The organism is Aliirhizobium smilacinae (genome assembly GCF_006335145.1).
GTDB lineage: Bacteria > Pseudomonadota > Alphaproteobacteria > Rhizobiales > Rhizobiaceae > Neorhizobium > Neorhizobium smilacinae.
Genome location: NZ_VDMN01000001.1, coordinates 1,061,888 through 1,085,640, shown reverse-complemented (window position 1 = coordinate 1,085,640; position 23,753 = coordinate 1,061,888). Strand labels below are relative to the sequence as shown.

31 protein-coding genes and 4 pseudogenes are annotated in these 23,753 nt (G+C 61.8%); 24 read left to right on the top strand and 11 right to left on the bottom strand.

All coding sequences use genetic code 11. The annotated features are described in order from the left end of the window. Nucleotides 1–97: 97 nt before the first annotated feature. Entirely contained in the window at nt 98–1,006 is a 909-nt protein-coding gene (locus FHP24_RS05280; RefSeq protein ID WP_139673844.1) for a LysR substrate-binding domain-containing protein, read from the top strand. A 100-nt stretch (nt 1,007–1,106) separates the two neighbouring features. After that, nucleotides 1,107–2,054, top strand: coding sequence for a sensor domain-containing diguanylate cyclase (locus FHP24_RS05275; protein WP_394344595.1), 948 nt, complete (start codon nt 1,107–1,109; stop codon nt 2,052–2,054). Between the two features lie 6 nt (nt 2,055–2,060). On the opposite strand, the gene FHP24_RS05270 is transcribed toward FHP24_RS05275, so the two are convergent. Next, nucleotides 2,061–2,930 carry a LysR family transcriptional regulator gene (locus FHP24_RS05270; RefSeq protein ID WP_139673841.1) on the bottom strand — a complete coding sequence of 290 codons (870 nt, stop codon included), beginning with the start codon at nt 2,928–2,930 and terminating at the stop codon, nt 2,061–2,063. Between the two features lie 104 nt (nt 2,931–3,034). On the opposite strand from FHP24_RS05270, the gene FHP24_RS05265 reads away from it, so the two are divergent. After that, nucleotides 3,035–4,369, top strand: coding sequence for an aspartate aminotransferase family protein (locus FHP24_RS05265; protein WP_139673839.1), 1,335 nt, complete (start codon nt 3,035–3,037; stop codon nt 4,367–4,369). A gap of 115 nt (nt 4,370–4,484) precedes the next feature. Here FHP24_RS05265 and FHP24_RS05260 read toward each other — a convergent pair whose 3' ends face one another. After that, nucleotides 4,485–5,294: an acyltransferase family protein gene (locus FHP24_RS05260; RefSeq protein WP_180355896.1), complete on the bottom strand. Its 810-nt coding sequence runs from the start codon at nt 5,292–5,294 to the stop codon at nt 4,485–4,487. Continuing rightward, complete coding sequence (locus FHP24_RS28650; protein ID WP_180355895.1) at nt 5,267–5,512, bottom strand: acyltransferase family protein; 246 nt, start codon at nt 5,510–5,512, stop codon at nt 5,267–5,269. The genes FHP24_RS05260 and FHP24_RS28650 overlap by 28 nt, the downstream gene beginning before the upstream one ends. A gap of 355 nt (nt 5,513–5,867) precedes the next feature. Between FHP24_RS28650 and FHP24_RS05255 the strand changes: the two genes are divergently transcribed. From FHP24_RS05255 to FHP24_RS05245, 3 genes are all read left to right on the top strand, one after another. Further along, nucleotides 5,868–6,056, top strand: coding sequence for a hypothetical protein (locus tag FHP24_RS05255; protein ID WP_139673833.1), 189 nt, complete (start codon nt 5,868–5,870; stop codon nt 6,054–6,056). A gap of 122 nt (nt 6,057–6,178) precedes the next feature. Beyond that, nucleotides 6,179–7,402 carry a TadE/TadG family type IV pilus assembly protein gene (locus tag FHP24_RS05250; RefSeq protein ID WP_139673830.1) on the top strand — a complete coding sequence of 408 codons (1,224 nt, stop codon included), beginning with the start codon at nt 6,179–6,181 and terminating at the stop codon, nt 7,400–7,402. 91 nt (nt 7,403–7,493) lie between these two features. Next, nucleotides 7,494–7,718, top strand: coding sequence for a hypothetical protein (locus FHP24_RS05245; RefSeq protein WP_139673827.1), 225 nt, complete (start codon nt 7,494–7,496; stop codon nt 7,716–7,718). A 93-nt stretch (nt 7,719–7,811) separates the two neighbouring features. Here FHP24_RS05245 and FHP24_RS28645 read toward each other — a convergent pair whose 3' ends face one another. Continuing rightward, on the bottom strand, nt 7,812–7,979 hold the full coding sequence (locus FHP24_RS28645) for a Thivi_2564 family membrane protein (protein ID WP_180355836.1): 168 nt from the start codon (nt 7,977–7,979) through the stop codon (nt 7,812–7,814). A gap of 184 nt (nt 7,980–8,163) precedes the next feature. Between FHP24_RS28645 and FHP24_RS05240 the strand changes: the two genes are divergently transcribed. After that, nucleotides 8,164–9,645, top strand: a complete 1,482-nt coding sequence (locus tag FHP24_RS05240) for a protein adenylyltransferase SelO (protein ID WP_139676139.1) — start codon at nt 8,164–8,166, stop codon at nt 9,643–9,645. Nucleotides 9,646–9,649: 4 nt separating this feature from the next. Here the strand turns inward: FHP24_RS05240 and arsC are convergent, their stop codons facing one another. Beyond that, a complete protein-coding gene (arsC, locus tag FHP24_RS05235) occupies nt 9,650–10,072 on the bottom strand; it encodes an arsenate reductase (glutaredoxin) (protein WP_139673824.1) in 423 nt (140 codons plus the stop codon). A 5-nt stretch (nt 10,073–10,077) separates the two neighbouring features. After that, on the bottom strand, nt 10,078–10,974 hold the full coding sequence (locus FHP24_RS05230) for a dihydrodipicolinate synthase family protein (RefSeq protein WP_139673821.1): 897 nt from the start codon (nt 10,972–10,974) through the stop codon (nt 10,078–10,080). Nucleotides 10,975–11,687: 713 nt separating this feature from the next. On the opposite strand from FHP24_RS05230, the pseudogene FHP24_RS05225 reads away from it, so the two are divergent. Beyond that, nucleotides 11,688–12,455, top strand: a pseudogene (locus FHP24_RS05225) (phage terminase large subunit family protein); the annotation flags it as partial. 8 nt (nt 12,456–12,463) lie between these two features. Here FHP24_RS05225 and FHP24_RS05220 read toward each other — a convergent pair. Together FHP24_RS05220 and FHP24_RS29195 are read right to left on the bottom strand one after the other, a co-directional pair. After that, complete coding sequence (locus FHP24_RS05220; protein ID WP_139673815.1) at nt 12,464–12,799, bottom strand: hypothetical protein; 336 nt, start codon at nt 12,797–12,799, stop codon at nt 12,464–12,466. Between the two features lie 27 nt (nt 12,800–12,826). Beyond that, entirely contained in the window at nt 12,827–12,949 is a 123-nt protein-coding gene (locus FHP24_RS29195; protein WP_281287394.1) for a hypothetical protein, read from the bottom strand. Between the two features lie 173 nt (nt 12,950–13,122). Here FHP24_RS29195 and FHP24_RS05215 point away from each other — a divergent pair, with 173 nt between their 5' ends. The 5 genes and pseudogenes from FHP24_RS05215 (at nt 13,123) to FHP24_RS05195 (ending at nt 16,282) form a co-directional block, all read left to right on the top strand. After that, entirely contained in the window at nt 13,123–13,770 is a 648-nt protein-coding gene (locus tag FHP24_RS05215) for a hypothetical protein (RefSeq protein ID WP_139673812.1), read from the top strand. Between the two features lie 59 nt (nt 13,771–13,829). Then, nucleotides 13,830–14,138, top strand: coding sequence for a Dabb family protein (locus FHP24_RS05210; RefSeq protein WP_139673809.1), 309 nt, complete (start codon nt 13,830–13,832; stop codon nt 14,136–14,138). A 143-nt stretch (nt 14,139–14,281) separates the two neighbouring features. Continuing rightward, a pseudogene (locus tag FHP24_RS05205) lies at nt 14,282–15,388 on the top strand (phage portal protein). Nucleotides 15,389–15,444: 56 nt separating this feature from the next. Then, a complete protein-coding gene (locus tag FHP24_RS05200) occupies nt 15,445–15,723 on the top strand; it encodes a CopG family ribbon-helix-helix protein (RefSeq protein WP_139673806.1) in 279 nt (92 codons plus the stop codon). A 232-nt stretch (nt 15,724–15,955) separates the two neighbouring features. Continuing rightward, nucleotides 15,956–16,282 (top strand): DUF6107 family protein, encoded by a 327-nt coding sequence (locus FHP24_RS05195; RefSeq protein ID WP_139673803.1) that lies wholly within the window; start codon nt 15,956–15,958, stop codon nt 16,280–16,282. Between the two features lie 3 nt (nt 16,283–16,285). Here the strand turns inward: FHP24_RS05195 and FHP24_RS05190 are convergent, their stop codons facing one another. Beyond that, entirely contained in the window at nt 16,286–16,492 is a 207-nt protein-coding gene (locus FHP24_RS05190) for a hypothetical protein (protein ID WP_139673799.1), read from the bottom strand. 113 nt (nt 16,493–16,605) lie between these two features. On the opposite strand from FHP24_RS05190, the gene FHP24_RS05185 reads away from it, so the two are divergent. The 4 genes and pseudogenes from FHP24_RS05185 to FHP24_RS05170 all read left to right on the top strand — a co-directional run bounded on the left by FHP24_RS05185 (nt 16,606) and on the right by FHP24_RS05170 (nt 18,215). Then, complete coding sequence (locus FHP24_RS05185) at nt 16,606–17,214, top strand: HK97 family phage prohead protease (RefSeq protein ID WP_139673796.1); 609 nt, start codon at nt 16,606–16,608, stop codon at nt 17,212–17,214. Between the two features lie 4 nt (nt 17,215–17,218). Beyond that, nucleotides 17,219–17,488: pseudogene (locus tag FHP24_RS05180) on the top strand (head-tail connector protein); the annotation flags it as partial. Beyond that, nucleotides 17,488–17,820, top strand: coding sequence for a phage head closure protein (locus tag FHP24_RS05175; protein ID WP_180355894.1), 333 nt, complete (start codon nt 17,488–17,490; stop codon nt 17,818–17,820). The pseudogene FHP24_RS05180 and the gene FHP24_RS05175, both read left to right, overlap by 1 nt. Then, nucleotides 17,817–18,215, top strand: coding sequence for a DUF3168 domain-containing protein (locus tag FHP24_RS05170; RefSeq protein WP_139673792.1), 399 nt, complete (start codon nt 17,817–17,819; stop codon nt 18,213–18,215). The genes FHP24_RS05175 and FHP24_RS05170 overlap by 4 nt, the downstream gene beginning before the upstream one ends. Here the strand turns inward: FHP24_RS05170 and FHP24_RS05165 are convergent. Next, nucleotides 18,196–19,416 (bottom strand): MFS transporter, encoded by a 1,221-nt coding sequence (locus FHP24_RS05165; RefSeq protein WP_246091608.1) that lies wholly within the window; start codon nt 19,414–19,416, stop codon nt 18,196–18,198. The genes FHP24_RS05170 and FHP24_RS05165 overlap by 20 nt on opposite strands. Before the next feature lie 111 nt (nt 19,417–19,527). On the opposite strand from FHP24_RS05165, the gene FHP24_RS05160 reads away from it, so the two are divergent. Genes FHP24_RS05160 through FHP24_RS05150 form a run of 3 tightly spaced genes read left to right on the top strand, consistent with a single transcriptional unit; the run spans nt 19,528 to nt 20,542 of the window. Next, nucleotides 19,528–19,935 carry a phage major tail protein, TP901-1 family gene (locus FHP24_RS05160; RefSeq protein ID WP_139673785.1) on the top strand — a complete coding sequence of 136 codons (408 nt, stop codon included), beginning with the start codon at nt 19,528–19,530 and terminating at the stop codon, nt 19,933–19,935. A 14-nt stretch (nt 19,936–19,949) separates the two neighbouring features. Continuing rightward, nucleotides 19,950–20,312, top strand: coding sequence for a gene transfer agent family protein (locus tag FHP24_RS05155; protein ID WP_246091607.1), 363 nt, complete (start codon nt 19,950–19,952; stop codon nt 20,310–20,312). Beyond that, on the top strand, nt 20,309–20,542 hold the full coding sequence (locus FHP24_RS05150) for a rcc01693 family protein (protein WP_180355835.1): 234 nt from the start codon (nt 20,309–20,311) through the stop codon (nt 20,540–20,542). Before FHP24_RS05155 ends, FHP24_RS05150 begins: the two co-directional genes overlap by 4 nt. Before the next feature lie 45 nt (nt 20,543–20,587). Here the strand turns inward: FHP24_RS05150 and FHP24_RS05145 are convergent, their stop codons facing one another. After that, nucleotides 20,588–20,887, bottom strand: a complete 300-nt coding sequence (locus tag FHP24_RS05145) for a hypothetical protein (RefSeq protein ID WP_139673779.1) — start codon at nt 20,885–20,887, stop codon at nt 20,588–20,590. A gap of 127 nt (nt 20,888–21,014) precedes the next feature. Here FHP24_RS05145 and FHP24_RS05140 point away from each other — a divergent pair, with 127 nt between their 5' ends. The 4 genes and pseudogenes from FHP24_RS05140 to FHP24_RS05125 all read left to right on the top strand — a co-directional run bounded on the left by FHP24_RS05140 (nt 21,015) and on the right by FHP24_RS05125 (nt 23,518). After that, on the top strand, nt 21,015–21,554 hold the full coding sequence (locus FHP24_RS05140) for a phage tail tape measure protein (RefSeq protein WP_139673776.1): 540 nt from the start codon (nt 21,015–21,017) through the stop codon (nt 21,552–21,554). Nucleotides 21,555–21,566: 12 nt separating this feature from the next. After that, nucleotides 21,567–22,206, top strand: a pseudogene (locus tag FHP24_RS05135) (phage distal tail protein, Rcc01695 family). Next, the gene (locus tag FHP24_RS05130; protein ID WP_139673773.1) at nt 22,203–23,078 is read left to right on the top strand and encodes a DUF2163 domain-containing protein; all 876 of its coding nucleotides are present in this window, start codon (nt 22,203–22,205) and stop codon (nt 23,076–23,078) included. The pseudogene FHP24_RS05135 and the gene FHP24_RS05130 overlap by 4 nt, the downstream one beginning before the upstream one ends. Next, the gene (locus FHP24_RS05125) at nt 23,075–23,518 is read left to right on the top strand and encodes an NlpC/P60 family protein (protein ID WP_139673770.1); all 444 of its coding nucleotides are present in this window, start codon (nt 23,075–23,077) and stop codon (nt 23,516–23,518) included. Before FHP24_RS05130 ends, FHP24_RS05125 begins: the two co-directional genes overlap by 4 nt. Nucleotides 23,519–23,753 lie beyond the last annotated feature (235 nt).

The following is a 23,753-nucleotide window of genomic DNA, read 5'->3' as shown; positions in this document are numbered from 1 at the left end:
CAAGCTGAAGATGAGCCCGCTCGATACATTTCGGAAATTTATTTAGATTATTCTAGATATTCGTCAAAAGTTATAACTGAATAGGCGTTGTCTTCGAATGAGATACGACCTCAACCTGTTGCCGGTCTTTGTCGTGCTGATGGAGGAGCGCAATGTCACGCGCGCCGCCGAACGCCTCGGCATCACCCAGCCGGCGCTCTCCAATACGCTCAACCGCCTGCGCGAAAGCCTGCGCGATCCGCTTTTCATCCGCGAACGTTACGGCATGAGACCGACCGAGCTTGCTGAGGAGATCGCACCAGCGATCATCGAAGCGCTGGCCAAACTCGATGACGTGATCCTCGGCCAGCAGGATTTCGACCCGTTGACCGCCGAACGCCTGTTCACCATCGCCCCCAACGATTATGTGGAATTCGTGCTGGTGCCGGCGATCGTCGAGCGGCTGGGGCATGTCGCGCCGGGCATAAGGCTGCGGCTGACGCCTTTCGGAAGCGATATCAGCGAGACCGGCGTCATGTCCGGCACGACGGCGATGGCGCTCGGCCGGCTCACCGATCCGCCGGATAATCTTGTCGTCCAGCATCTGATGCAGGATGGGCTCGCCTGCGTAGTCCGCACCGGCCACCCCGAAATCGGCGACAGTATTTCGCGCGAACAATACGAGCGGCTGAAGCACGTCAACATGCTACCGCCCGGTCGCCTGCGCGCCGGCCTATTCCAGTCGCTGGAAAAGCAGGGGCTGAAGCGCGAGGTGGCGGTCTCGGTGACACATTTCCTGTCGATCCCGGAACTCGTCGCCGTGACCGATTACTGCACCACGCTACCGGCGCTGATCTGTCGCCGCATCGCGCTCGATCCGCGGCTGAAGGTGCTCGCCCCGCCGGTCGATCTGGGGACATTTCCGGTGCAGATGGCCTGGCATGTGCGCCACCGCAACGACCCGGCGCATCGCTGGCTGCGCGGGTTGATCGGCGAAATCGCAAAGGAAGTTGAGCAGGCGCGGTAGCTGAGGCCAATCGCCGCTTCGCCGGCTTGCACGGAAACCTCTAACCTATCCTTCACACCTCGTGATTAAATGCTTGCCGTATGAAGACCATTCTAAGGGCATGAAGGCCTTGGACGACGACAAAACGATGTTGCAGGCCGCACGGCTGATGGAAGCCGCCGGCGTTTGCGTGGCCGTCTATGACGACGAGGACCGGCTGCGTTATGCCAACCGCGCCTTTCGCGTGGCATGGTTCGTCGATGAGGGCGAGCACCCGCTTTGGCCGGACCTGATGCGGCGCAATTTTCACGCCCGGCGCGGCACCGTCATCAAGGTCGCGGATTTCGAAGCCTGGTTGGTCTCCACCGTCTCGCGGCGCGGCAAGGCCGGTTTTCGCGCCTTCGAAACCGACCTGCATGACGGCCGCTGGCTGTGGATGACCGAGACCATGCAGGACGACGGCTGGATGCTGTGCGTGGCAAGCGACATCACCTCGATTCGGCCCGACGAGCGGGCTCTCAGGCAGGATCGGGATGAAGCGATCAGGGTTTCGCAGACCGACGAGCTGACCGGCATTCCGAGCCGCCGTTTCGTCATGGCCAAGCTGAACGATCTCCTGGCCGCACAGGCCGATGACAACGGGCGCATTTCGCGGCATGTCGGCTGTATCGCCGTGCTCGATATCGATAATTTCAAATATATCAACGACCGCTTCGGCCATCTGGTGGGAGATGCCGTGTTGCGGGATTTTGCCGCCACCTTGCAGGGCCATGTCCGCAAGACGGATGTTTTGGGTCGCGTCGGCGGCGAGGAATTCGTTCTCATCCTGCCCAATACCGCAGCAGGAGATGCCGAGGCGATCGTTAGCCGCATGCTCGACGCGGTGCGGATTTCGCGGCCGGTGCCGGACCAGTTGAGTTTTCGCTACACTTTCTCCGCTGGCATCGCCTCTGCGGAAGGGGGCGAGAAGGCGGACGAGATCTATCGCCGCGCCGATCTGGCGCTGTACGCGGCCAAGATGCGCGGCCGCAACCAGATCAGCCTCGATCCGGCAATCCGGCTGGACTGAGCTCGTTCAAAGGCCGCGCGCGACTGCCGGCTCCTTCAGCGACGGCAGGTGGCGGCTGATGTGCTCGCCCAGCATCGCGGCGGCTGACGATGGCCGGGTTTCGGAAAATTCCAGCGCGATGCCGATCGTCGGCAGTTTCGGCAGCCCCTCATCGATGATGTGAAGGTCGGGCGGCACGGCCGTTTTGGTCAGCACGCTGATCGCGTGGCCGGCGCGGGTAATCGCGATCAGCCCGGCAAGGCTGTCGCTGGCAAACGCCACCCGGTAACGCCGGTTGACGGTCTCCATCGCGTCGCAGGCGGCACGGTAATCGAGCGTCGTCGGCGCCGACAGCGCCAGCGGCAGGATCGCATTGGCAAGCACCGGCGTCTGCGGTCGGTCCGCCACCCAGACGAAACGCTCGCGGCGGATTACCGCGGCGTCCTCCGCATCCGGCAATGAGACCAGCGCCATGTCGATCTGCCGCCGCTGCAGAAGAGGCTTCAGCCCGATCGTCGGAGCGCAGACCAGCCGCAATTCGACCTGCGGATTGGCGGCGCAGAAGCTTTTCAGCAGTTCCGGCAGGAAGGCGATCGAATAATCCTCAGGGCAGCCGAGGCTCACCGTGCCCTTCAGCGCCACGCCACCCATATCGGCCAAAATCTCGTCATGCCGGGCGATCAGCTGTTCGGCATGCGACAGCAACCTTTCGCCCGCCGAAGTCAGCCGCATGCCGGCGCCGGTACGCTGCAGAAGCGGTTGTCCGACCTGTTCCTCCAGCCGCTGCATCTGCATGCTGAGCGCCGATTGCGTCCGCCCGACCTGCGTCGAGGCAAGGCTGATCGAGCCCGTGCGGGCCACCACGACGAAGTTTTTCAAAAGCGCGAGATCAAGCATGGCGATATCAGGAAAATGGATATCGGATTGAAATACTATCAATTGGACTGGTGTGCCAGCGACTTGTTACCCTTCCGACCAATCAAACACAGAGGGGAATTGCCATGGACAACGCCGCCAAGACCGTAACGTCGCTGAACGACGATCCCGCCTTCTGGGCCGATGCCGACAAACACCTGACCCGCTACGGACCGGCCTTCGAAGAAGTCATCATCGAACGTGCCGAGGGAAGTTACGTCTATGACGCCGATGGCCGCGCCATTCTTGACTTCACCTCGGGCCAGATGAGCGCCGTGCTCGGCCACACCCACCCGGATATCGTCTCGACGGTGAATCGCCAGATGGGCTCGGTGGCGCATCTGTTTTCCGGCATGCTGTCGCGACCGGTGGTGGAACTGGCGGCACGGCTTGCAGCACTTGCCCCCGGCCTCGATCGCGTCCAGCTTCTAACCACGGGTGCCGAATCCAACGAGGCGGCGATCCGCATGGCCAAGCTCGTCACCGGCGGGCATGAGATCGTTGCCTTCGCCCAGAGCTGGCACGGCATGACCGGGGCGGCCGCTTCCGCCACCTACAGCGCCGGCCGCAAGGGTTACGGCCCGGTCTCGGCCGGCTCTTTCGTCATCCCGGCGCCGAACGCCTATCGCCCACGTTTCAAGCATGCGGACGGATCGAATGACTGGCAGGCTGAGCTCGATGATGCCTTCCACCTGATCGACAACCAGTCGACCGGCAATCTCGCCGCCTTCATCGCCGAGCCGATCCTGTCTTCCGGCGGCATTCTCGAACTGCCGCTTGGGTATCTCGCGGCCTTGAAGAAGAAATGCGAGGAGCGCGGCATGCTGCTTATCCTCGACGAGGCCCAGACCGGTATCGGCCGCACCGGCAACATGTTCGCCTTCCAGCGGGATGGCGTTACGCCGGATATCATGACCCTGTCGAAGACGCTCGGTGCCGGCCTGCCGCTTGCAGCCGTGATGGTGAGCGCGGAGATCGAGCAGAAGGCCTTCGAAAAGGGCTTCCTGTTCTACACGACCCACGTATCGGATCCGCTGCCGGCGGCAGTCGGTGTGACGGTGCTGGATGTCATGGCACGCGACAATCTGGTGGAGCAGGCGGTAAGTCGCGGCCAGCGCCTGAAGGACGGGTTGATGTCTCTACAGCAGCGTTTCGAATGCATCGGCGACGTACGCGGCCGCGGGCTTCTGCTGGGGCTGGAAGTCGTCACCGACCGCCATACCAAGGCGCCCGGTTTCGAACTTGGGGCAAAAATCATGGAGGAAGCGATGCTTCGTGGCATGAGCATGAACATCGTCAAACTGCCCGGCATGGGGGGCGTCTTCCGCATCGCTCCGGCCCTGACCGTCTCCGAAGCCGAGATCGACCGCGGCGTCGAAATCATGTCCGACGCGATCGAGGCGGCGCAGAGGGGCCGATAGGCGACAGAACGCCCGTTTCTCATGCCCTGTTGAAATGAAGCGCCGGGCAGCAAACCCGGCGTTTTGTGTGAAGAGTGAGAGGCTCCGGCGTTCTGGTAGTGACGGCCTCGACCTGTCAGGCGGCAGCGATGCCGGTGCCGGCCGGGCGATCCTTGAACTGCAGGAAGGGACGCTCGATCAGCCGGTAGCTCAATTCGGAAAGGATCAGGCAGAGCACGAGGCTCGGCAGGATCCACAGGCTTCTTGATATGCCGGATGCGAAGAAGAAGCCGATGACCGGTAGGTGCCAGAGATAGAAGCTGTAGGAACGCTTTCCGAGAAACACCAACGGCTTCATCGCAAGCAGCCTTGCCAGCGGATTTCCTGCGGCAATTGCGCACGATACGATCAGTCCGGCGGTCAGCGATGCGGCAGGAATGTAGAGCCACAGCCATCGCGATTGCGCATTGAAGAAGAACAGTTCCACGACGAAGGCCAGGGCTGCGACGGGCCATAACCGGGAAATCCCGGTTTCCGCCAGCTTATCCTGCAGGCCTGCAATGATGCAGCCGATCAGCAGGCCGTCGCAATGCGTGTCCAGACCATTGTAAAGCCGGTGGGCATCCGCGCCGGACATCCACAGATAGGTTCGCCAGGCTACCGACAGGACCAGCAGAGCGGCCGCCACCTTGGGGACCGATTGAGTGCTGCGCCATGCTGCCACGGCCAGTACGATCAGCGACCAGAAGGCATAGAGCTGCTCTTCCACTGCAAGCGACCAGTAATGTCCGAGTGCGCCGCCGGTCGTCGTAGAAAAGGCCCTCAGCCAGTTCATGAAGCTGAATGCCGATGCCACCGCGCCGAGATCTGCATTCTCACCGTGAAGCTGCAGCAGGTTCCTGCCGAGCAGATAAACGATCAGGGTGCAGAAAAGCGAAGCCGGCAAAATCCGCAGGGCACGGCGCTTGTAAATCCGGCAATCGAGATCGTTCCCGTACGAGCCACCTCGTTGAGGAGGATGGACGTGATCAGATAGCCGCTGATGACGAAGAAGACATCGACGCCGATAAACCCGCCGGGGGCGAAATCCACATAGGAATGGCAGAGGAAGACGACAAAAACCGCAACCGTTCTAAGACCGGTAATCGCATCGATATACTTCATGGCGCCATTTTCCATGGACGTAGTCTCTCTGTTCCCGAGGTCTCACACGGCTTCGGGCGATGCAGCTGTACGGGTGTAATTGGATGACGTGTCTCGGATTGACGGTATTACCGGCGATATGGCTAAAGCGAATGCATAACTGCAGAATTCCGCGGATTTAATTGGTTTATAGTTATTTAATCAACGCAAAGGCGTGTCAACAAAGTTGAGTATTTTTTTGGTATTTTAGAGTTGATATTTGAGTTTTTCCGGCTTCTGAACGACGATTTTTGCATGATCTGTGGTTGTTGCGCTTGAGATCTGGTGATATTTTCAGATTTACTTAAGTATAGTGAAGCCTCGGGGGAGGGCGGCCATGATGGCCGAGCAGGTTATTGCTGCGGGAGATGTCCTGATGATCCGCCGCGTCTATTGCCAGCTGCGGGCCGAAGGCGTGCATGCGGAGGGGGACCCGCGGGTGCTGGCTGCCAATCTCGTCTATCTCTACCGGATCGGCGTGAAGGACGAACAGCAGTTGCTGGCCCTTGTACCCTATGTCACCTGAGGTGCTTACGGCGACGAATGTCTTTGCGTTCCCAGACGGCGCAGAGTGCCTGCGTCATCAATAATTAAGCAAGTTTGAATGTATGAGGACACGATTGACGTATCTTTGCGTTAAATGCCGTCATGCTAATATTCAACAGACCCCACCGCAGCATCTTTTCCGACCGGACCGGCAATTTCGGGCTGATGACCGCACTCATCCTGCCCATGCTGGTGGGAGGCGCAGGATTGGCGATCGACACCGCCAATCTCATGGTATCGAAACGCCAGTTGCAGGAAGCGACGGATGCCGCGGCCCTTGCTGTTTCGGGCGCAATGGCAAATGGCTCGGATACGGCTGCAGGCCAGAAGCTCGGCAAGGATTTTCTGGCGGGTCAGCTGGCGAATTACATGAACACGACCGATACAACGGCAATCAAGAATGCGACCACGGTGGCGATCACGACCAACACGGACGCATCGACCGGAGGCAAGAGCTACGCGGTCTCCGTAACCTCCTCCGCCGATATTCCACTGACCCCGCTCACCGGTTTTTTTGCCGGACAGACCTATTCCGTCGCCGCCGCCAGCAAGACGGTATCGGGCACCGGCAGCGGCACTGGCGCTGACGGGACGACAGCGGCAAGCAACGGTATATCCATGGACATATTGCTCGATGAATCGGCCTCGATGGCGGACAATACGACGACGGTGAAGGGGCAGAAATGCGTCCTCAACTTGCTCGGCATCTGCCTGTCCTACCAGACCGTTTACGTGACCAAGGTGGAGGCACTGAAGCAGGCGGCGTCCACCCTGTTCGACGCCCTCGATAAGTCCGACCCCAAGACCCGCTTTGTCCGGACCGGCACGATTTCCTATACGAATGGCCTCAAGGGCCAGTCGGCGGTTGCCTGGGGAACAGCCGCTGCCCGCCAGTATGTCGCGGCCATGACGCTCAACCCGACCGGCGGCACTGATGCGACGGCCGCCGTGACCACGGGAACCTCCAATATCCAGAGAAATCAATACGGTACCGACACCGAGAGCGTGGAGCAGGCCAAGAAGGGAAACACGACATCCGACCGGATCATGATCCTGATGACCGACGGCGAGATGACCGGCAACAGCACGACCTGGAGCCCGAGGCTGGACCAGAGTGTGCGCGACGGCTGCGCTGCCGCCAAGACGGGTGGGATCAAGATCTATACCGTCGCCTTCATGGCGCCGACCAGGGGCCAGGATCTTTTGAAATATTGTGCCTCGACTGCGGCGAATTATTACGAACCCAACACGATGGACGCGCTTGTCGCATCCTTCAAGGCGATCGCCGACAACGCGATCAAGCCCGTCAACCGGCTGACGAACTAGGTGATTTTATTGGCGCTCCCGCCGTTCGCGCGGGAACTCTAGACCTGCCTTCCTGTTCTACTCCGGAGACAGGCACAGGAAAGGGAAGCAAATGGTCGAGGCTCATGGAGAAAAGACGCAGGCACTGGAGCTTGCGCAGGAATATCGCCGGCTCGGCGGAACGCGGCTGGCAAAGATGGACGATAATATCGTCAGCACCCGAAAATGGGATGACGAGCCCGAGGAAGCGTCACACTTCTGGCACGATCGGGTGGAAACTCTGGATGACAGGCATCAGGCGGAAGTTGTCAGCCACCTGAAGTCGATGAATTCCTGAGACACCGAAATCGCAGGCTCCCAAGGCGAAAGCCGCCGTTGCCCGGGCGGATCCCAGTGATCCGTCCGGGCAAATGGTGTTTACGGACAGGGCTCAGAATACCGCCAGATATTTCAGCAGCGAAATGATGCCGATGATGATGACGATCACCCGCACGATCTGGCGGACCTTTGCGTCAAGCGGCAGCATGTTGACAAGATAAAGCACCAGCACGATCACGAGGAAAGTGATCAGGATGCTGATCAGAAGTGACAAACCCATAGCCCCAGTCTCCATATTTCGCGGCGCGTCCTGCGCCGATCACAAAACTGTAATTATGAGCCGATGCTGAAAAGGAAAGGGTGCTCAATAAGATAGTATGGGCGCTTTGTTCTCCGGCCCGGCCGCAGCTTCTGTTTCGGCTTGTTCACTGACGGCGATTTCCCATATTGGGCAAAACGGCCTGATGAGCCCGATGGAGACACACGTGTTCCACTTCGACAATTCCTACGCACGCCTGCCCGACAGGTTTTATGCCTCGGTCTATCCCGAACCGGTCGAGGGGCCGAAACTGATCAAATTCAACGAGGCTCTAGCGAAAGAGCTTGGCATCGAGGCCGATTTTTCCGATTTCGACCGGTTGGCGGCGACGTTTGCCGGCAATGTCGTGCCGCAGGGAGCCTCGCCGCTGGCCATGGCCTATGCCGGTCACCAGTTCGGCAACTTCGTGCCGCAGCTCGGCGATGGCCGGGCGATCCTGCTTGGCGAGGTGGTGGATGACAAGGGTTTCCGCCGCGATGTTCAGCTGAAGGGTGCGGGACCGACGCCGTTTTCGCGGCGGGGCGATGGTCGTGCAGCCCTTGGGTCGGTATTGCGGGAATATATCGTCTCCGAGGCGATGGCGGCGCTTGGCATACCCGCGACGCGGGCGCTGGCGGCGGTCGCGACCGGAGAACAGGTTTTTCGCGAGACGGTGGAGCAGGGGGCGGTTTTCGTGCGCGTGGCGGCAAGCCATGTGCGGGTCGGCACGTTCCAGTTTTTTGCCGCCCGCGGCGATACTGATGGCATAAGGGCGCTGGCGGATTACGTTATCGAGCGGCATTATCCCGAATTGAAGGTTGAACAAAATCCTTATCTTGCATTGCTTGGCGCCGTGGCTGAGCGGCAGGCGGAACTGATCGCGCGCTGGCTCGGCGTCGGTTTCGTCCATGGGGTGATGAACACCGACAACATGACGATATCGGGCGAGACGATCGATTTCGGCCCCTGTGCCTTTCTGGACGAATACCACCAGATGAAGGTGTTTTCCTCTATCGACCGCGGTGGTCGCTACGCCTATCGCAACCAGCCGGGTATCGGCCAATGGAACATCGCGCGTCTGGCCGAAGCACTGGTGCCGCTGATCGCCGACGATCAGGACAGGGCGGTGGATGCGGCAAACGACGTTCTGCAGCAATTCGGCACGTGGTTTCAGGCGGAATGGATCGCGGTGTTCCGCAGGAAGCTGGGGCTTGCGACGCAAGCCGATGGCGACGGCCAGCTGGTTCAGGATCTGCTGTCAATCATGCAGGAAGTGGAGGCCGATTTCACCCTTGTTTTCCGTGGTTTGGCGGATGCGGCGGAGGGGCGGGACGAACGGTTCCTGGCCCAATTCGTCGAGCCGATAAAGGCGGCCGAATGGCTCTCTCTCTGGCGCGAGCGACTGGCGCTGGAGCCGCAGACGGACAACGGCCGTGCAGACGCGATGCGCGCCGTCAATCCGGCGATCATTCCGCGCAATCACCGGATCCAGGAGGCAATTTCGGCGGCCAATTACGGCGACTTCTCCTTTTTTGAGCGGCTGCTCGAAGCGCTGGAAAAGCCTTATGAGGAATGTGCCGAATTCGCCGGTTACATGACCCCGCCGACGCCGGCCGAGAGGGTCACGCGGACATTTTGCGGCACGTGAGGGGTCAGCGAAGGCGCTTGCTGTCTTCGTCGATCACCGCTTCGCCGTCCTCCTTGGAAAAAGGTCCCTTGTGGCTATCCGGCAGGATGTCGAGAACCAAATCCGACGGTCGCGCCAGTCGCGTGCCGAGCGGCGTGACCACGAAAGGCCGGTTGATCAGGATCGGCGTTTGCAGCATGGCATCGACCAGCGCTTCATCGGAAAGCGCCGGGTCGTCGAGGCCGAGCTCCGCATAGGGAGTGCCCTTTTCGCGGATCGCCTGCCGCACGGTAAGCCCGGCATCGGCAATCATCCGGGTGAGTTCTGCCCGCGAGGGCGGCGTCTTGAGGTATTCGACGATCGTTGGTTCGATCCCGGCATTGCGGATCATGGCGAGCGTATTGCGCGACGTGCCGCAGGCCGGATTGTGGTAGATGGTGACGTCCATGGTGGTTACGCATCCAGCCCGGTTATGGCTGTCTCGATGCTGGCAAGGGCATCTGGGCCGAGCGGCAGAAGCGGACGGGGCAGCGGTCCCACCTTGAGCCCAAGGACGGTCGCCGCGGCATGGCTGGCGCGCAACCCGCCATGGGCCTTGAAATAGTCCCAGAGCGGCTGGAATGCCCTTTCGAGACGCGCGGTCTCTTCCGCATCGCCGGCAATGGCTGCACGGGCCAAGGCCAATGCCGGCTTCGGAAAGAGACCGGCAACGACGCTGTACCAGCAGTCGGCTCCGGCGAGCAGTGCCGAAGGGCAGCCCCAGTCGCCACTATAGCCGATGGCAAAACCGGACGGCGCAGTGGCTCTTATGCGCCCGATTTCGCCGGCAAAATCGCCATCCTTTGGCAACGGCATCTTGATCGCGCTGATATTGGCAAGCCCGGCAAGCCGCTGGATGAGGGCCTCACTGAAGGAGAAATGCGTGGTCGACGGGGTGTTGTAGATCGACAGCGGCAGGTCGGTTGCGCCGGCAACCGCCTCGTAATGGCGAAAGGCCTCTTCTTCGGTGAGGGGGGTGTAGGAGACCGGCGCAAGCAGAAGCGCATCGGCACCGGCGGCATCGCGGGCAAGTGCTGCCGCATCGTCGGTGCGCAGCGTGCCGATACCGACGATGAGTGGGACACGGCCGGCGACGCATTCGATGGCGGCCTTCACGGCGCGGCGACGTTCCTCGCGGGAGAGATACATATAGGTGCCGGTGCTGCCGAGCAGCCCGATCGAATCGACTTTCGCCTCGACGATGCGGGCGAGAAGTCGCTGCAGCGCATCGGTATCGACGCGGCCGGATTCGTCCGCAGGCGTCAGCGGGAAGGCGGAAAGGCCGGTAAAGGCTTGCGGTGTGGTGGGCATGGAATTCTCCGGCAGGACGAACGGTGCGCCACTATGAGTGATTGCAGGACGATCGCAAGGGAGAAGATCGGCAGGTTCGTCGAACAGACCTGCCATTGGACAAAATCACAGAAATAGGAAAATAATCCTTGACGGCGTGACGGTGCTTTGATAGGGTTCAGGCATAGTCGAAGAACTGCGCCGAACGGCGGGAAGCTTCGAAAGGTGCGCCCATGTTTTGGCGCTGCACCGATGATAAAATACTAATCCGACATCGCGACACGGGGACGACACGCTCCAGCCGGCAAGGCTGGCGGCCGGTTTTCCTATGCGCTTCGAGGGTCCTTTCATGGATGAATTCGACAGTTTTGATCCGGCCCTGTTTGGCACGTGGCGGGACCGCCCGGCCTATGGCGACGAGATCCCGATGGACGATGTTGCACTGGCAAAAGTGGCGAGGGCTGCGCTGGAGACCAAATCGGCGGAGGGCATGGTTTCGGTTGGCGAAGAGCTGCGGCAAATCCTGAACGAGATGACGGTCGAGATGCGGGCGCAATTTTCCACCTTTCGACAGATGCGCGAGAGCGCTACCGCCGCTTTGGCGGACGGCGACGAGGCAGCGCAGAAACTGGCGCGGGCGGACGTGAAGGCGGCAACCGACGCCATGAGCCTGATCGTGCGCACGCTCGAAAAGGTCAACAGCCTTCAACGGCAGCTGGCACGGGATCGGGAATCCGCGGCAACTGGTGACGACGACGCCGCGGCCGGTGCCGGTGCTGAAACGGCTGATCGCCGACCCTTCGACACGGTTGGTCAGGATTGCCACCGGCGACAACCGGAACAACCTGGCGCCGGGTTTCATCGAAGCGCTGGAGCGCCGTTATGGCGGCACAAGGCTGGGACGGCAGGAACTGGCCGGCGAGTTGATCGAGGACCGCGAGGATGCGCTGTGGCGACGCGGCGAGATCGAGGCCTGCGTGATCCGTGTCGTGCCGGCCTTGAGGCGGATCGTCGTCGCGGTCGATCCGCCCTCAGGCATAGGACCAAATTCCTGCTGCGGCATCGTCGTGGCGGGGCTGGAGCCGGAAGGGCGGGCCGTGGTGCTGGCCGATTGTTCTGTGGAGGGCGCAACGCCCGCAGCCTGGGCGCAGGCGGTGGTGAAGGCCTATCGACGTTTTGCCGCGGACCGGATTGTCGCCGAGGTGAACCAGGGTGGCGAGATGGTGACGGCGATGCTCAGAAGCGTCGATGTGGCGCTGCCGATCACCTTGGTGCGGGCTACACACGGAAAGTTTTTGCGGGCCGAACCGGTGGCGGCACTCTACGAGCAGGGCCGGGTGGCGCATGCAGGGCGGTTTATCGAACTCGAGGACGAGATGTGCGATTTCGGCCCGGACGGACTGTCGTCAGGGCGTTCGCCCGACCGGCTGGACGCTTTGGTCTGGGCGCTGACCGCGTTGGTGCTGGAAGGGCATGGGGAACCGCGGGTGCGCGGGATATGACGGCAAGGTTAGAGCGTGCAGCCTTCTGCAAGCTGGCGGTAAAGCCGCGCCTCTGTCTGCCTCTTCAGGGCTTCGCCGTTGCGGCCAACCCCGAAACACCGATCCGCCGGTTTGATCTGTTCTGCAAACAGCGCGGCGCGCTCGCCGTAGAAGAGGCATTGTTCGCGGCGGGTGAGCGATGACAGTCGCAACAATGCCTGATCGGACTGCTGCATCCGGCGTGTGTGCTCGGCTTGCCGCGGCGCGCAGGATGGATCTACGGAAATCCGGATCAGCATGCTTGCGCCAAACAAAAGCACCGTTCCCATAAGGACCGGTGCTACGTAATCACGCCATCCGGACATCAGCGATATCCGGATAGGCTGTGTGTATCAACGCTGGTTCGGCTGGCGGGAATTGTTTTCCTTCACCTGCTTCCATTCGGATTCCATGCGATCCAGTACGTCCTGCGGGATCGGTTTCGAGGGGGCTGCCTGTGCGGACTGCTGCATCATCATGATCTCCTTTTTTGTTGCGCTGCACCATCATGGAAAAGCGTCGACATAACGTCGCATGCCCATATTGGTTCCACAGCCGGCGGCGAAAGTAAATCGGCCGTTAAGCCGTTAAAACGATTTAGTTTTCTTAAACCGATTGAAAGTCGCAACAGAGTGAAGGCGGGCGGTAAATGGGTAAGCTTAATGCTGCTACGGAACGTCGCATTTTCTTCCGGGAGGTGCGGGAAAGCCTGTTTTCCGGGCGTCTCAGACAGACTCAGGTCGAAGGGCTCGATGCCATACTCAACGGGTGGGCAGGGTTGACGGATGTTGCCTGCAGGTCGGCAGGGGGCGACGAGGCGCTTGCCTATCTGTTGGCCACCGCTTTTCACGAGACCGCAGCGACGATGCAGCCGGTGCGCGAGACGCTGGCACTGAGCGATGCCGAAGCGGTCATCCGGCTGGAAAAGGCGTTTGCGGCGGGCAGGCTTTCGGCGGTGAAGACACCTTATTGGCGGCCGGATGCCGAGGGCCGGACATGGCTTGGCCGCGGCTTCGTGCAACTGACGCATCGGCGGAATTACGAGGCGATGTCGGCGCTGACCGGCATCGATCTCGCCTCCGATCCAGGTCGCGCCATGGAGATGAAGGTCGCCGTCGCGATCCTGATTGGCGGCATGCGGATGGGCAGCTTTACCGGATATGGGCTTGGCGATTATTTTGGAAACGGCGAGGCGGACTGGATTGGGGCGCGAAAAATCATCAACGGCACGGATCGGGCGGAGCTGGTGGCGGTTTATGCCAGGGCATTCCGGGCGGCTTTGCCGGCGGCGCATTGATGCGGGCCGGGACGCGTGTTAGCAGGCATCTGGTTTGAATAAGGTGCTGCGGAGTTTCGATGATACGCCATATCGTGTTTTTCACGGCTAAGCCCGAAAATCTCGAAGAGGTTCGGGCAGGGCTTTCGATGCTGACCGCAAACCCGCATGCATCGCTGCTCGAAATCGGCACCAATGTGAAGACGGACCAGTGGGGTACGGATGTCGATTTCGTCGTCTATGGCGAGTTCGAGGACGAGGCGGCGCTGGCGGCCTACAAGGCGCATCCGATCTATCACAAGTCGACCGAAACGGTGAGGCCGATCCGCGAGGTTCGGATCGCGGCGGATTATGACAGCGACACGGCGGTAAAGACGCCGCTGCGGTAAGGCCAGGCCTTACGCAACAGAGGACCATCAGAATGAGATCTCCTTTTCGCCTGCCGTGGTTTTCCACGGGGGAACGCAAAGCCGTGTCTGCAGGTGAGGGGAGCAGCGACCAGGCGGCTGCCGGGCCTGTCACCGAGGCGAAGATGGGGGCAGGTGTCACTTCCGCCTTTGCCGTGCTTTCGGGAGAGGGGACGGCGCATTGGTCGGGACGCTCCTATGCGGCGCTGGCGCGGACCGGGTTCATGCGCAATCCAGTGGCGCATCGGGCGGTGCGGATGATTGCGGAGGCCGCTGCCGCCGTGCCGTGGCTGGCCTATGAGGGCGCTGCGGAGGTTACGGATCATCCGGCGCTGCAGCTTCTCACAAGGCCGAACGGGCGGCAGGGCGGGCCGGATTTCTTCGAGGCGTTGTAAGGGCATCTGCTTTTGTCCGGCAATGCCTATGTCGAGCCGCTGACGATCGGCGGAAGTTTACGCGAGCTGCATCTGCTGCGACCCGACCGGGTGAATGTCGTCGAGGGGCGCGATGGCTGGGTGACGGGCTACGATTATCGTGCCGGAGGCGGCACGCGGCGGCTGGCGGCGGAGAATGAAGACGGGCGGCCGGCGCTGCTGCATCTGAAACTGTTTCATCCGCTCGACGACCATTCCGGGTTTTCGCCGCTGGTGGCGGCGGGGGCGGCGCTCGATCTTTCCAATGCGGCGGCGGGCTGGAACAAGGCTTTGCTCGACAATTCAGCACGGCCTTCCGGTGCGCTGGTCTATCAGCCCAAGGATGGCGGCAATCTGTCCAGCGACCAGTATCAGCGGCTGAAGGAGGAGCTTGAGGCTGGTTATTCCGGAGCGGTCAATGCCGGGCGGCCGCTGCTGCTCGAGGGCGGGCTGGACTGGAAGGCGATGGGGCTTTCGCCGAAGGATATGGATTTCATCGAGGCGCGTAATGGCGCCGCAAGGGATATCGCGCTGGCGCTTGGGGTGCCGCCGATGCTGGTCGGCATTCCCGGCGACAATACCTATGCCAATTACCAGGAGGCCTACCGCGCCTTCTACCGGCTGACGGTTCTGCCGCTGATCGCCCGCACGGCCGCGAGCTTTTCCGGCTGGTTGTCGGAGAGTTATGCAGGTTTGCGGCTGGAACCGGATCTCGACCGGATCGCCGGCTTGAGCGCCGAGCGCGAAACGCCGTGGGCGCGGGTCGGGGCGGCGGGTTTTCTCAGTGACGAGGAAAAGCGCGAGGCGGTGGGATATTGATGGAAGGGGCCTGTAGGTGTAATTTGTAATACGCCGTATTACAAATGGAGGTTTCGATGGCCGAGAAGAACAATGCCGAAAAGCCGGTTCTGTCTGACCCGATCACCTTGCGTGTGCCGCAGGACATTCTCGACGATATCGAGAAAATTGCCGAAACGGCCGATCGCAGCCGCAGCTGGGTGATCGTTCGGGCGTTGAAATATTACCTGATGGCGGAGGGCAACGACGTTCTGCAGATCCGCAAGGGTGAGGAGCAGATCGAGCGCGGCGAAACTGTCGATGCGGAAGAATTCCTCGCCGAATTGCTTGGTGAGACGAAGAGCGACGCGGCCTGATGCGGAAGAGTAGGGGCGCATGAGTGCAGCCTCACTCAACCCGTGAAGTCCTAGACTCAATCTTTAAAGATCACGGCTCAAGCGATTCTGAACATTAACGAATGTCTCGTCGCCGAGAGTGGCAACCTGATACCGCCGTAGCCCTGTATGCCACAGGCATGTGCCTTGGTGGCGGTAGCGTATCTTGGGCAAGGCCAATCTTCGCGCCCCTCTAATCGAAAAGAGATTAACAATGGCTGACCTTGGACAGGATCCGGGGGCGCTTTTCGGCGTCTGGGCGGCGAAGACGGCCGGGGCTTTTGCCGGTGCCGGCGTGTCGCTGATCTATCTTCTGCCGAAGAGCAGGCGTGAGGCGGCGAGCCGGTTTGCGACAGGCATGAGCTGCGGGCTGATTTTTGGCGGGCCGACGGGATTGTGGCTGGTGGAGCGGCTCGAGATATCCGGCACGCTTTCAGGACCGGAGACGATGCTGGCTGGCTCGGCTGCGGCGAGCCTGTGCGCCTGGTGGGTGCTGGGGGCTTTGTCGCGGGTGGCGGAGAGATATGGTGGGCGGCGTTAGAAGTCAGCCGTGGCTGTCGCCGCTGCTTCCTTCTCCGTCGGTGCCGTTATACATGACCGCATCCGCTAACGCATGATCCGGCCTGTCGAGCGCATCAGCCAACAGTGGCTTTCGGAAAATAGCCGGGGGATGCAGAGCCAGGCTGACAGCGCCGGCGATGACTGCAGTGCCTGAGATGAGGCCGAGCGCAATCAGCATCAATGTCTGCATGACATGCCCCATTCAGGGACCCATGCGGTCAGTATAACCCGCCTTGCGGAAGGCTTCAACGCAGCCACGGCGCGTGGCCGAACCGATCGCTCAATTCAATTCAGGAGACTTTCATGCACGCTCACCGCGGGCACCGCGCCCCCATGCGTATTCTGACGCGCCCGAATGCGCGAAAATTCGCCAATCTGGAACTGGCTGGCATTACCGGCGACGGGACGTTTGCGGGGTATGCCAGCGTTTTCGGCGAGGTCGATCTGGGCAAGGACCGGATCGAGCGCGGAGCATTTATGAACTCGCTTGTGGCGCGCGGCGCGCCGGGGGTGAGGATGCTTTACCAGCACGATCCGAACGAGCCGATCGGCGCCTGGAAGACGATCCGCGAGGATGCCCGCGGACTTTATGTCGAGGGCGTGCTTTCGCCCGGCGTCGGGCGGTCCCACGAGGTGTTTTCGCTGATGAAATCCGGCGCGCTGGACGGGCTGTCGATCGGGTTTCGGACCGTCAAGGCGCGCACCGATGCCAAGACCGGGGTGCGGCGCATTCTGGAAGCCGATCTCTGGGAAATTTCCGTCGTGACCTTTCCGATGCTGCCATCGGCGCGGGTCTCCGACGTCAAGCATGCGCGGTTTTTCCGCGACCGGGAAACCGAACTCGTCCGCCAGATGCGGCGGGCGGCGAAGATGATGTTCAGCTCAAGCTTCAAGGGAAGATGTTTCGCTTGAAGATCATCTGCTCGATGGCGCGGGACGGCCTGCGAGGCTGTGGCTGCGCGATCCGCCTTCTCCTGGTCACGCCGTGAACGGCATCGAGATCGATTTTTCCGCCGGTTACGGCGAGGCGGGGACGGATGTGCCGGACACGCTGAAACGGGCGATGCTGGTCCATATCGGTCATATGTTCGCTTTCCGCGGTGTCATTTCTGCGGAGCAGCAGCCGGCGGGCGTGCCGGACGGTTACGAGCGGCTGATCGCGCCATTTCGTCTGCGGAGGCTCTGATGGTCGTCTTCTTCGATCCCGGCCAGATGACGGCGCGGCTTTCGCTGGAAGAGCCGGTGAGCACGCCGGACGGGCAGGGGGGCGCGGCGGTGACCTGGACGAAGATCGCCGCCATGTGGGCGAAGATCGAGCCGGTATCGTCGAGCCTTGCTGAAAGGGCCGGTGCCGAGATCGGGACGATCACCCATCGTATCTGGCTGCGGTTTCGCGAAGGTGTGTCGACAGGTCAGCGATTGCGAAAAGGGGCGCGGCTGTTTGCGGTGAAACTGGTGCAGGACCCGGACGAGACAGGGCGTTACCTCACCTGCCTCTGTGAGGAGGACGGGAGATGAACGCTGCAAATGCACTTCTGCAGGCGATCCATGCGCGACTGACCGGCGATGCGGGGCTCACAGTGGTGATCGGGGCGGACGGTGTTCGTGACCGTTTGCTGGCGCGGCCGAAACTTCCGGCGATCGTGATCGGCGATATGGAGACACGCGATTTCTCCACCGTGCGCGAGCCCGGCGAGGAGCATCTTCTGGCGCTGGAGGTCTGGTCGGAGGGCGACGGGCGACGTCAGGTGCTGGAGATCGCCGCGAAGGTGACGGCGCTCCTCGACGATGCGTCGCTGGTGCTGGACGGCGCGGTTCTGGTGAGCCTTTTGCGGGTCGGAATGCGGACGCGGCGGGAGGCGAAGACAAAATATTATCTCGCAGACATCCGGTTCAGGGCTGTGACGGAATGAGTTCCGCCCGAGCTTTGGCTTTCCGCACCAGCGAGATCAGCCTGATGATCGAAACCAGTGCCACGGATGCGAGTGCGATCGAAAACACCAGCGCGGTCATTATGCCGGTGCGGTCGATAAGCGCCGTGAAGACGATCGGCGCCGCCGCATTGGCGATGTTCTGCGGCATGGCAAGGCGGGTCGCCTGGCGGCCGTATTCGCGCGGCGAGAATAAAGCCAGCGGCAGCAACGCGCGGGCGACAACGAGTATGCCCGATCCGAAGCCGTAAAGGGCGATGAAGATCCACAGGCTGAAGCTCGATGCCGGCAGAAGCAGCAGGCAGGCGAAAGCGAGGAGCATGAAGCTCAAGCCGGCGACCGAGGTGATGAACGGATTGCCGCGCTTGCCGAGCAGCATGTCGATGCCACGGGCGGAAATGCCTAGCACCCCGCGTGCGGCGGCAAGCTGCAGGGCGAATTCCGGCGAGGCGCCTGACTGATGCAGGATCTCCAGCAGCGACGGCGAGAGGCCGAACGTGACGAAGGAGGCAATCGCCGTCGTCATCGCCACCAGCAGGAAGGCAAGCTTTCTATTGCCGGGTGTCAGTGGAACCGGAGCAAGGTCCGCGGTCGTATCGGATTTGGCATAGACGATCGGTTTGGGCAGGCAGAAGAGATAGAGCGGCATGCAGACGAAGGCATGCAGCGCGGCCGCCATCAGCAGGCTGGTGCGCCAGCCGAAGAGATCCGAAGAGAGACTGAGCAGCGGCCAGAAGATCGTCGCGGACAAGCCGGTGAACAGCATGAGGATGGCGATCGTGCGTTTGCCGTTTATGCCCTCCCGTTCGACCACGGCAGTATAGGCCGGCGCGGACAGCACCATGGCGCCGCCGAGACCGAGGATGATCCAGCTCGCCGCATAGGTGAGGATGCCGGTGGAGCTGGCCAGGAGAATGAGCCCGCCGGCGAAAAACAGCGATCCTGCCGCCATGACGCGGGCCGCACCATGACGATCGAGAAGGCGGCCGGTGAGCGGGCTTAACAGCGCGCTGACCATCATCATCACCGACAGACCGGCGAAGACGATCTCGTTCGCCAGACCGAGATCCGGCGCCAGTTTGCGGCCGATCACACCGATCGACTCGAAGGTCGTTCCCCACCCGATCAACTGCGTGATGGCAAGGACGCCCACGGTTTGGGCCGAACGAAGGGAAAAGGTCATGGGATGCGACATCGAGGAAGGGGCAGGCGGCTCCGGCTGTAGCAGGTCCGGTGATCGCGGAGAAGTGGCAGGCTGCGAGAAGATGAGATCCAATCGAGAAGGAATGACAGCATGGCAGCGCAGAAAGGCAGGGACCTGCTTCTGAAGGTCGATGAGGGTGGCGTGTTGACGACGGTGGCGGGACTGCGGTCGCGCCGCCTCGCCTTCAATGCCGAGACGGTGGATGTGACGGATGCCGAAAGTGTCGGGCGCTGGCGGGAATTGCTGGGCGGTGCCGGTGTCCAGCGCGCATCGCTGACGGGGGCCGGGATATTCAAGGACCAGGAGAGTGACGAGAAGGTGAGGGCGGCGTTTTTTTCCTCCGCGATCCTGAATTGGCAGGTCGTCATTCCGGGTTTCGGCACCATCGCCGGGCCGTTCCAGCTGACGGCGCTCGAATATTCCGGCGAGCACAATGGCGAGGTGCGGTTTGAACTTGCGCTGGAATCGGCCGGCGCGCTGGCATTCGGGGTGCTGTGATGGCCGGGAGGGGTATGACTTTGGCGGGTATGATCGGCAGCCGGGCTAACCGGCGGCGTGGCGAGGTGGTGGCGTTGATAGATGGCGAGCGCCGTATTTTGTGCCTGACGCTCGGCGCATTGGCTGAACTGGAGACGGCTTTTGCCGTCGACGATCTGAGCGGGCTCACCGCACGCTTTTCCTCCGGCAAATTGAAGGCGGCCGACATGATCCGCATCATCGGTGCGGGCCTGCGCGGCGGCGGCAACCTTCTATGCGACGACGAGGTGGCGGCGATGAGCGTCGAGGGCGGGATTGCGACCTATGCCGGAATTATCGGCGAGCTGCTGACGGCGACCTTTGCTGGGCGCGGGGAGGCGGTTTCGGCAAACCCTTGAACGCCGCAACGGGCAGGGATGCAGATGATGGCCGGGCTGGCGCGACGGCGCCCTTTCCCTGGGATGTCGTCATGCATGTCGGCTTCTGCCTGTTGCGGCTTCCTCCAAAAGACTTTTGGGCGATGACGCCGGCGGAGTTCTTTCTGATGGCTGGTGGCGCAAGACCGCGCGGGGCGGCGACGGGCAGGGCGGAGCTGGACGAGTTGATGCGGGCGTTTCCGGACAGGTGATTGCGGATATCTTCACCATCGCCCTGCGCCTCGATGAGGGTGTCGTTAGAATGGAATAACCTCGTTTGGGTCGCCCGGATAAAGGGAAACTGGATGACGGCGGTAGGCGATAATGTCGGTCCGCTCTCCAAGATGCAGCCAATTGCCACCGTCATTTTTCCTTCCACCGATCCCCACGACGCCTCGATAAAAAATGAGGCGACCGGAGCGGAGACGTACATCCACATCGCCGACAGTGAACGGCGGTGAGCCGCCGTTCCAATCGACCCATCCGTGGTTCGGTTCAGTGGCGAAAATTTCCCACCGGCCCGTAAACCGGTCTTCTTCCCAATTGTCCACTGCCATGCCCGCGCCGCTCCGTGATTCACGATGTGAATTTAACACGCGTTGCTGCCGGCAGGCAGTGTGGACGACGGCGTTTTGACCTGTTTCGGGAGGTGGGTGAGGGGCAAAGACCCATGGAGAGAACAGAATGGAAAACGACGATACGAACGTATCCGAAACGCTGGCAGGGGCCGAGGCGCTGTCCGATGTGATGGCCGATCTGGAGGCGCGGTCGCAGCGGTTCGGCGCGGCGCTGACCGGTGCCTTGAGATCGGCAACGACGGGCGGAAAGGGGCTGGAAGACGTGCTGCGCGGTCTTGGCAACCGACTGACGGATATTGCTCTCAGTGCAGGCTTGAAGCCGCTTGAAGGGCTGCTTGGTAATGCCGTGGGATCGCTGATCGGCTCGGTGACGCCGTTTGCCGATGGCGGCGTGGTGCGGGCGCCGAGCTATTTTCCGATAAATGGCGGCACCGGGCTGATGGGCGAGGCAGGGCCGGAAGCGATCCTGCCGCTCAAACGCGGCGCGGACGGTTCGCTTGGCGTGGCTTCGGCTGGCAGTGGCGGGGCGATGCCGCAGATCGTTTTCAACGTGACGGCAACCGACGCGGCGAGCTTTCGAAAAAGCGAGGGGCAGGTTTCGGCCATGCTGGCACGCAGTGTCATGCGCGGGCGCAGAGGGCTTTGACGGGAGAGCATGATGAGCGGATTTCATGAAGTGCGGTTTCCGCTGCCGGTGGCGCTCGGGGCGAGCGGCGGGCCGGTGCGGCGCACCGATATCGTCAACCTTTCGAACGGGCGGGAACAGCGCAACCAGCGCTGGCGCGACAGTCGCCGCAGTTATGATGCCGGATCGGGCATCAGGTCGCTGGCCGATCTTTATGCGGTGCTGGAGTTTTTCGAGGCGCGCCGGGGGGCAGCTCTATGGGTTTCGGTTCCGCGATCCGGTCGATTGGGCCTCGTGTCCGCCGGGCGGGGCTGTTTCTGCGAGTGACCAGACCATCGGCACCGGGGATGGGGTGACTGCCTCGTTTCAACTGGTCAAGACCTATCAGGACGCGGGCGGCGGCTGGACGCGGCGGATCGTCAAGCCGGTTGCGGGAACGGTGCTGGTTTCGGTGGATGGCGTGGCTGTGCCCGGCACCGCGTATTCGGTGGATGCGGCGACCGGGATCTTGAGCTTTGCTGCGGGCGAGATACCGGCTGTCGGTGCGCTGGTCGAGGCCGGATATGAGTTCGATGTGCCGGTGCGTTTCGACATCGATCGGATCGACGTCAATCTCGCGCATTTCGATGCCGGGCGCATCCCGACCATACCGTTGACGGAGGTGCTGGCATGAGAACGATCCCTTCGGCGCTGAAGGCGCATCTCGACGGGCAGGCGACGACGATCTGCCATTGCTGGCGGGTGACGCGACGCGACGGCGTAGTGATCGGCTTTACCGACCATGACCGGGATCTGGGATTTGATGACACGGGCTTTTTGGCGGCGAGCGGGTTTGCGGCAAGCGAAAGCGAGCAGGCGGCAGGGCTGGGCGCTGGAGCCGACGAAGTGGCGGGCGGGTTTTCGAATGCCGCGATAGATGAGGCGGATCTGGCTGCCGGACGGTATGACGGGGCGCGGGTCGAGCTGTTTCTGGTCAATTGGGCGGCGCCGGATGAGCGTATGCTGCTCAATGTCCGGGAAATCGGCGAGGTAGTGCGGGCAGGCGGCCAGTTTCGCGCCGAGTTGCGCAGCCTGGCGCACCGGCTGAACCAGCCGCAGGGGAGGCTCTACAATCGCCGTTGTGACGCGAGCCTCGGGGATGGCCGTTGCCGGGTGAACCTTGCCGTTTGGCGCGGTGAGGGCGAGGTGATCGAGATGGGCGATCGGAGCAGGCTGCTGGTTTCGGGGCTGGCGGGTTTCGCCGGTGGTTTCTTCCGGCAGGGCAGGATCGCGTTTTCCAGCGGTATATTCGCAGAGGTGGACATGCACGAGCGGCGCGCCGACGGGACGGTGGTGCTTTCGCTGTGGCTGCCGCTGGAAGAGGAGGTCGAGCCTGGTCGGACCTTCACCGTGACGGCCGGATGCGACAAGACGTTTGAGACATGCCGGGCACGTTTTGCCAACCAGCTGAATTTTCGTGGGTTCCCGCATGTGCCGGGAGCGAACTTCGCCTATTCCTATGCGGACGGGGAGCGGATCCACGACGGCGGACCGATCTTCGAATGAGCGAGATGGGTGACAGGATCGTTGCGCTGGCGCAAAGCTGGATCGGCACGCCATACCGGCATCAGGGCGCGAAGAAGGGTGTGGGCTGCGATTGCATCGGCCTGATCCGCGGCATCTGGCGCGAGCTTTATGGCGAAGAGCCGCAGGCAGTGCCGCCTTATGCGCCGGATTGGGCGGAGCGAAGCGGTGAGGACCGATTACTCGCGGCGGCGCGGCGATTGTTCGGCCAGTCTCTGGTGCTCGATGAAGCTCAGCCTGGCGATCTGCTGTTGTTTCGCTGGCGACCGGATTGCGCCGCCAAGCATGCGGGCATTCTGGCAGCGCCGACGCATTTTATCCATGCCTATGAGCAGGCCACGGTGACACGCTCGGCGCTGGTGCCATCGTGGAGACGGCGGATCGCTGCGGTGCATCGGTTTCCAACGGCACGGACTGATTGAAAACGGCGGCGGGCTGGCGTATATTGCTGAAGTGGTGAGCGGGGGTGCAACCCCGCCCACCGGTTTACTTATCTTTTGAGATTGATCCGGACGGCTATTGACCAGCCCGTCCGGGTCACCCTCCAGATAAGCGTAACGCTAATCGGCTTGAGCCTCATAACATCACCTCCAGGTTTGAAAGCAGGGCTTCTGCCAAAGTCAGCGTAGCCAGTCTTCGCTGATGCGCCGGGCTGGC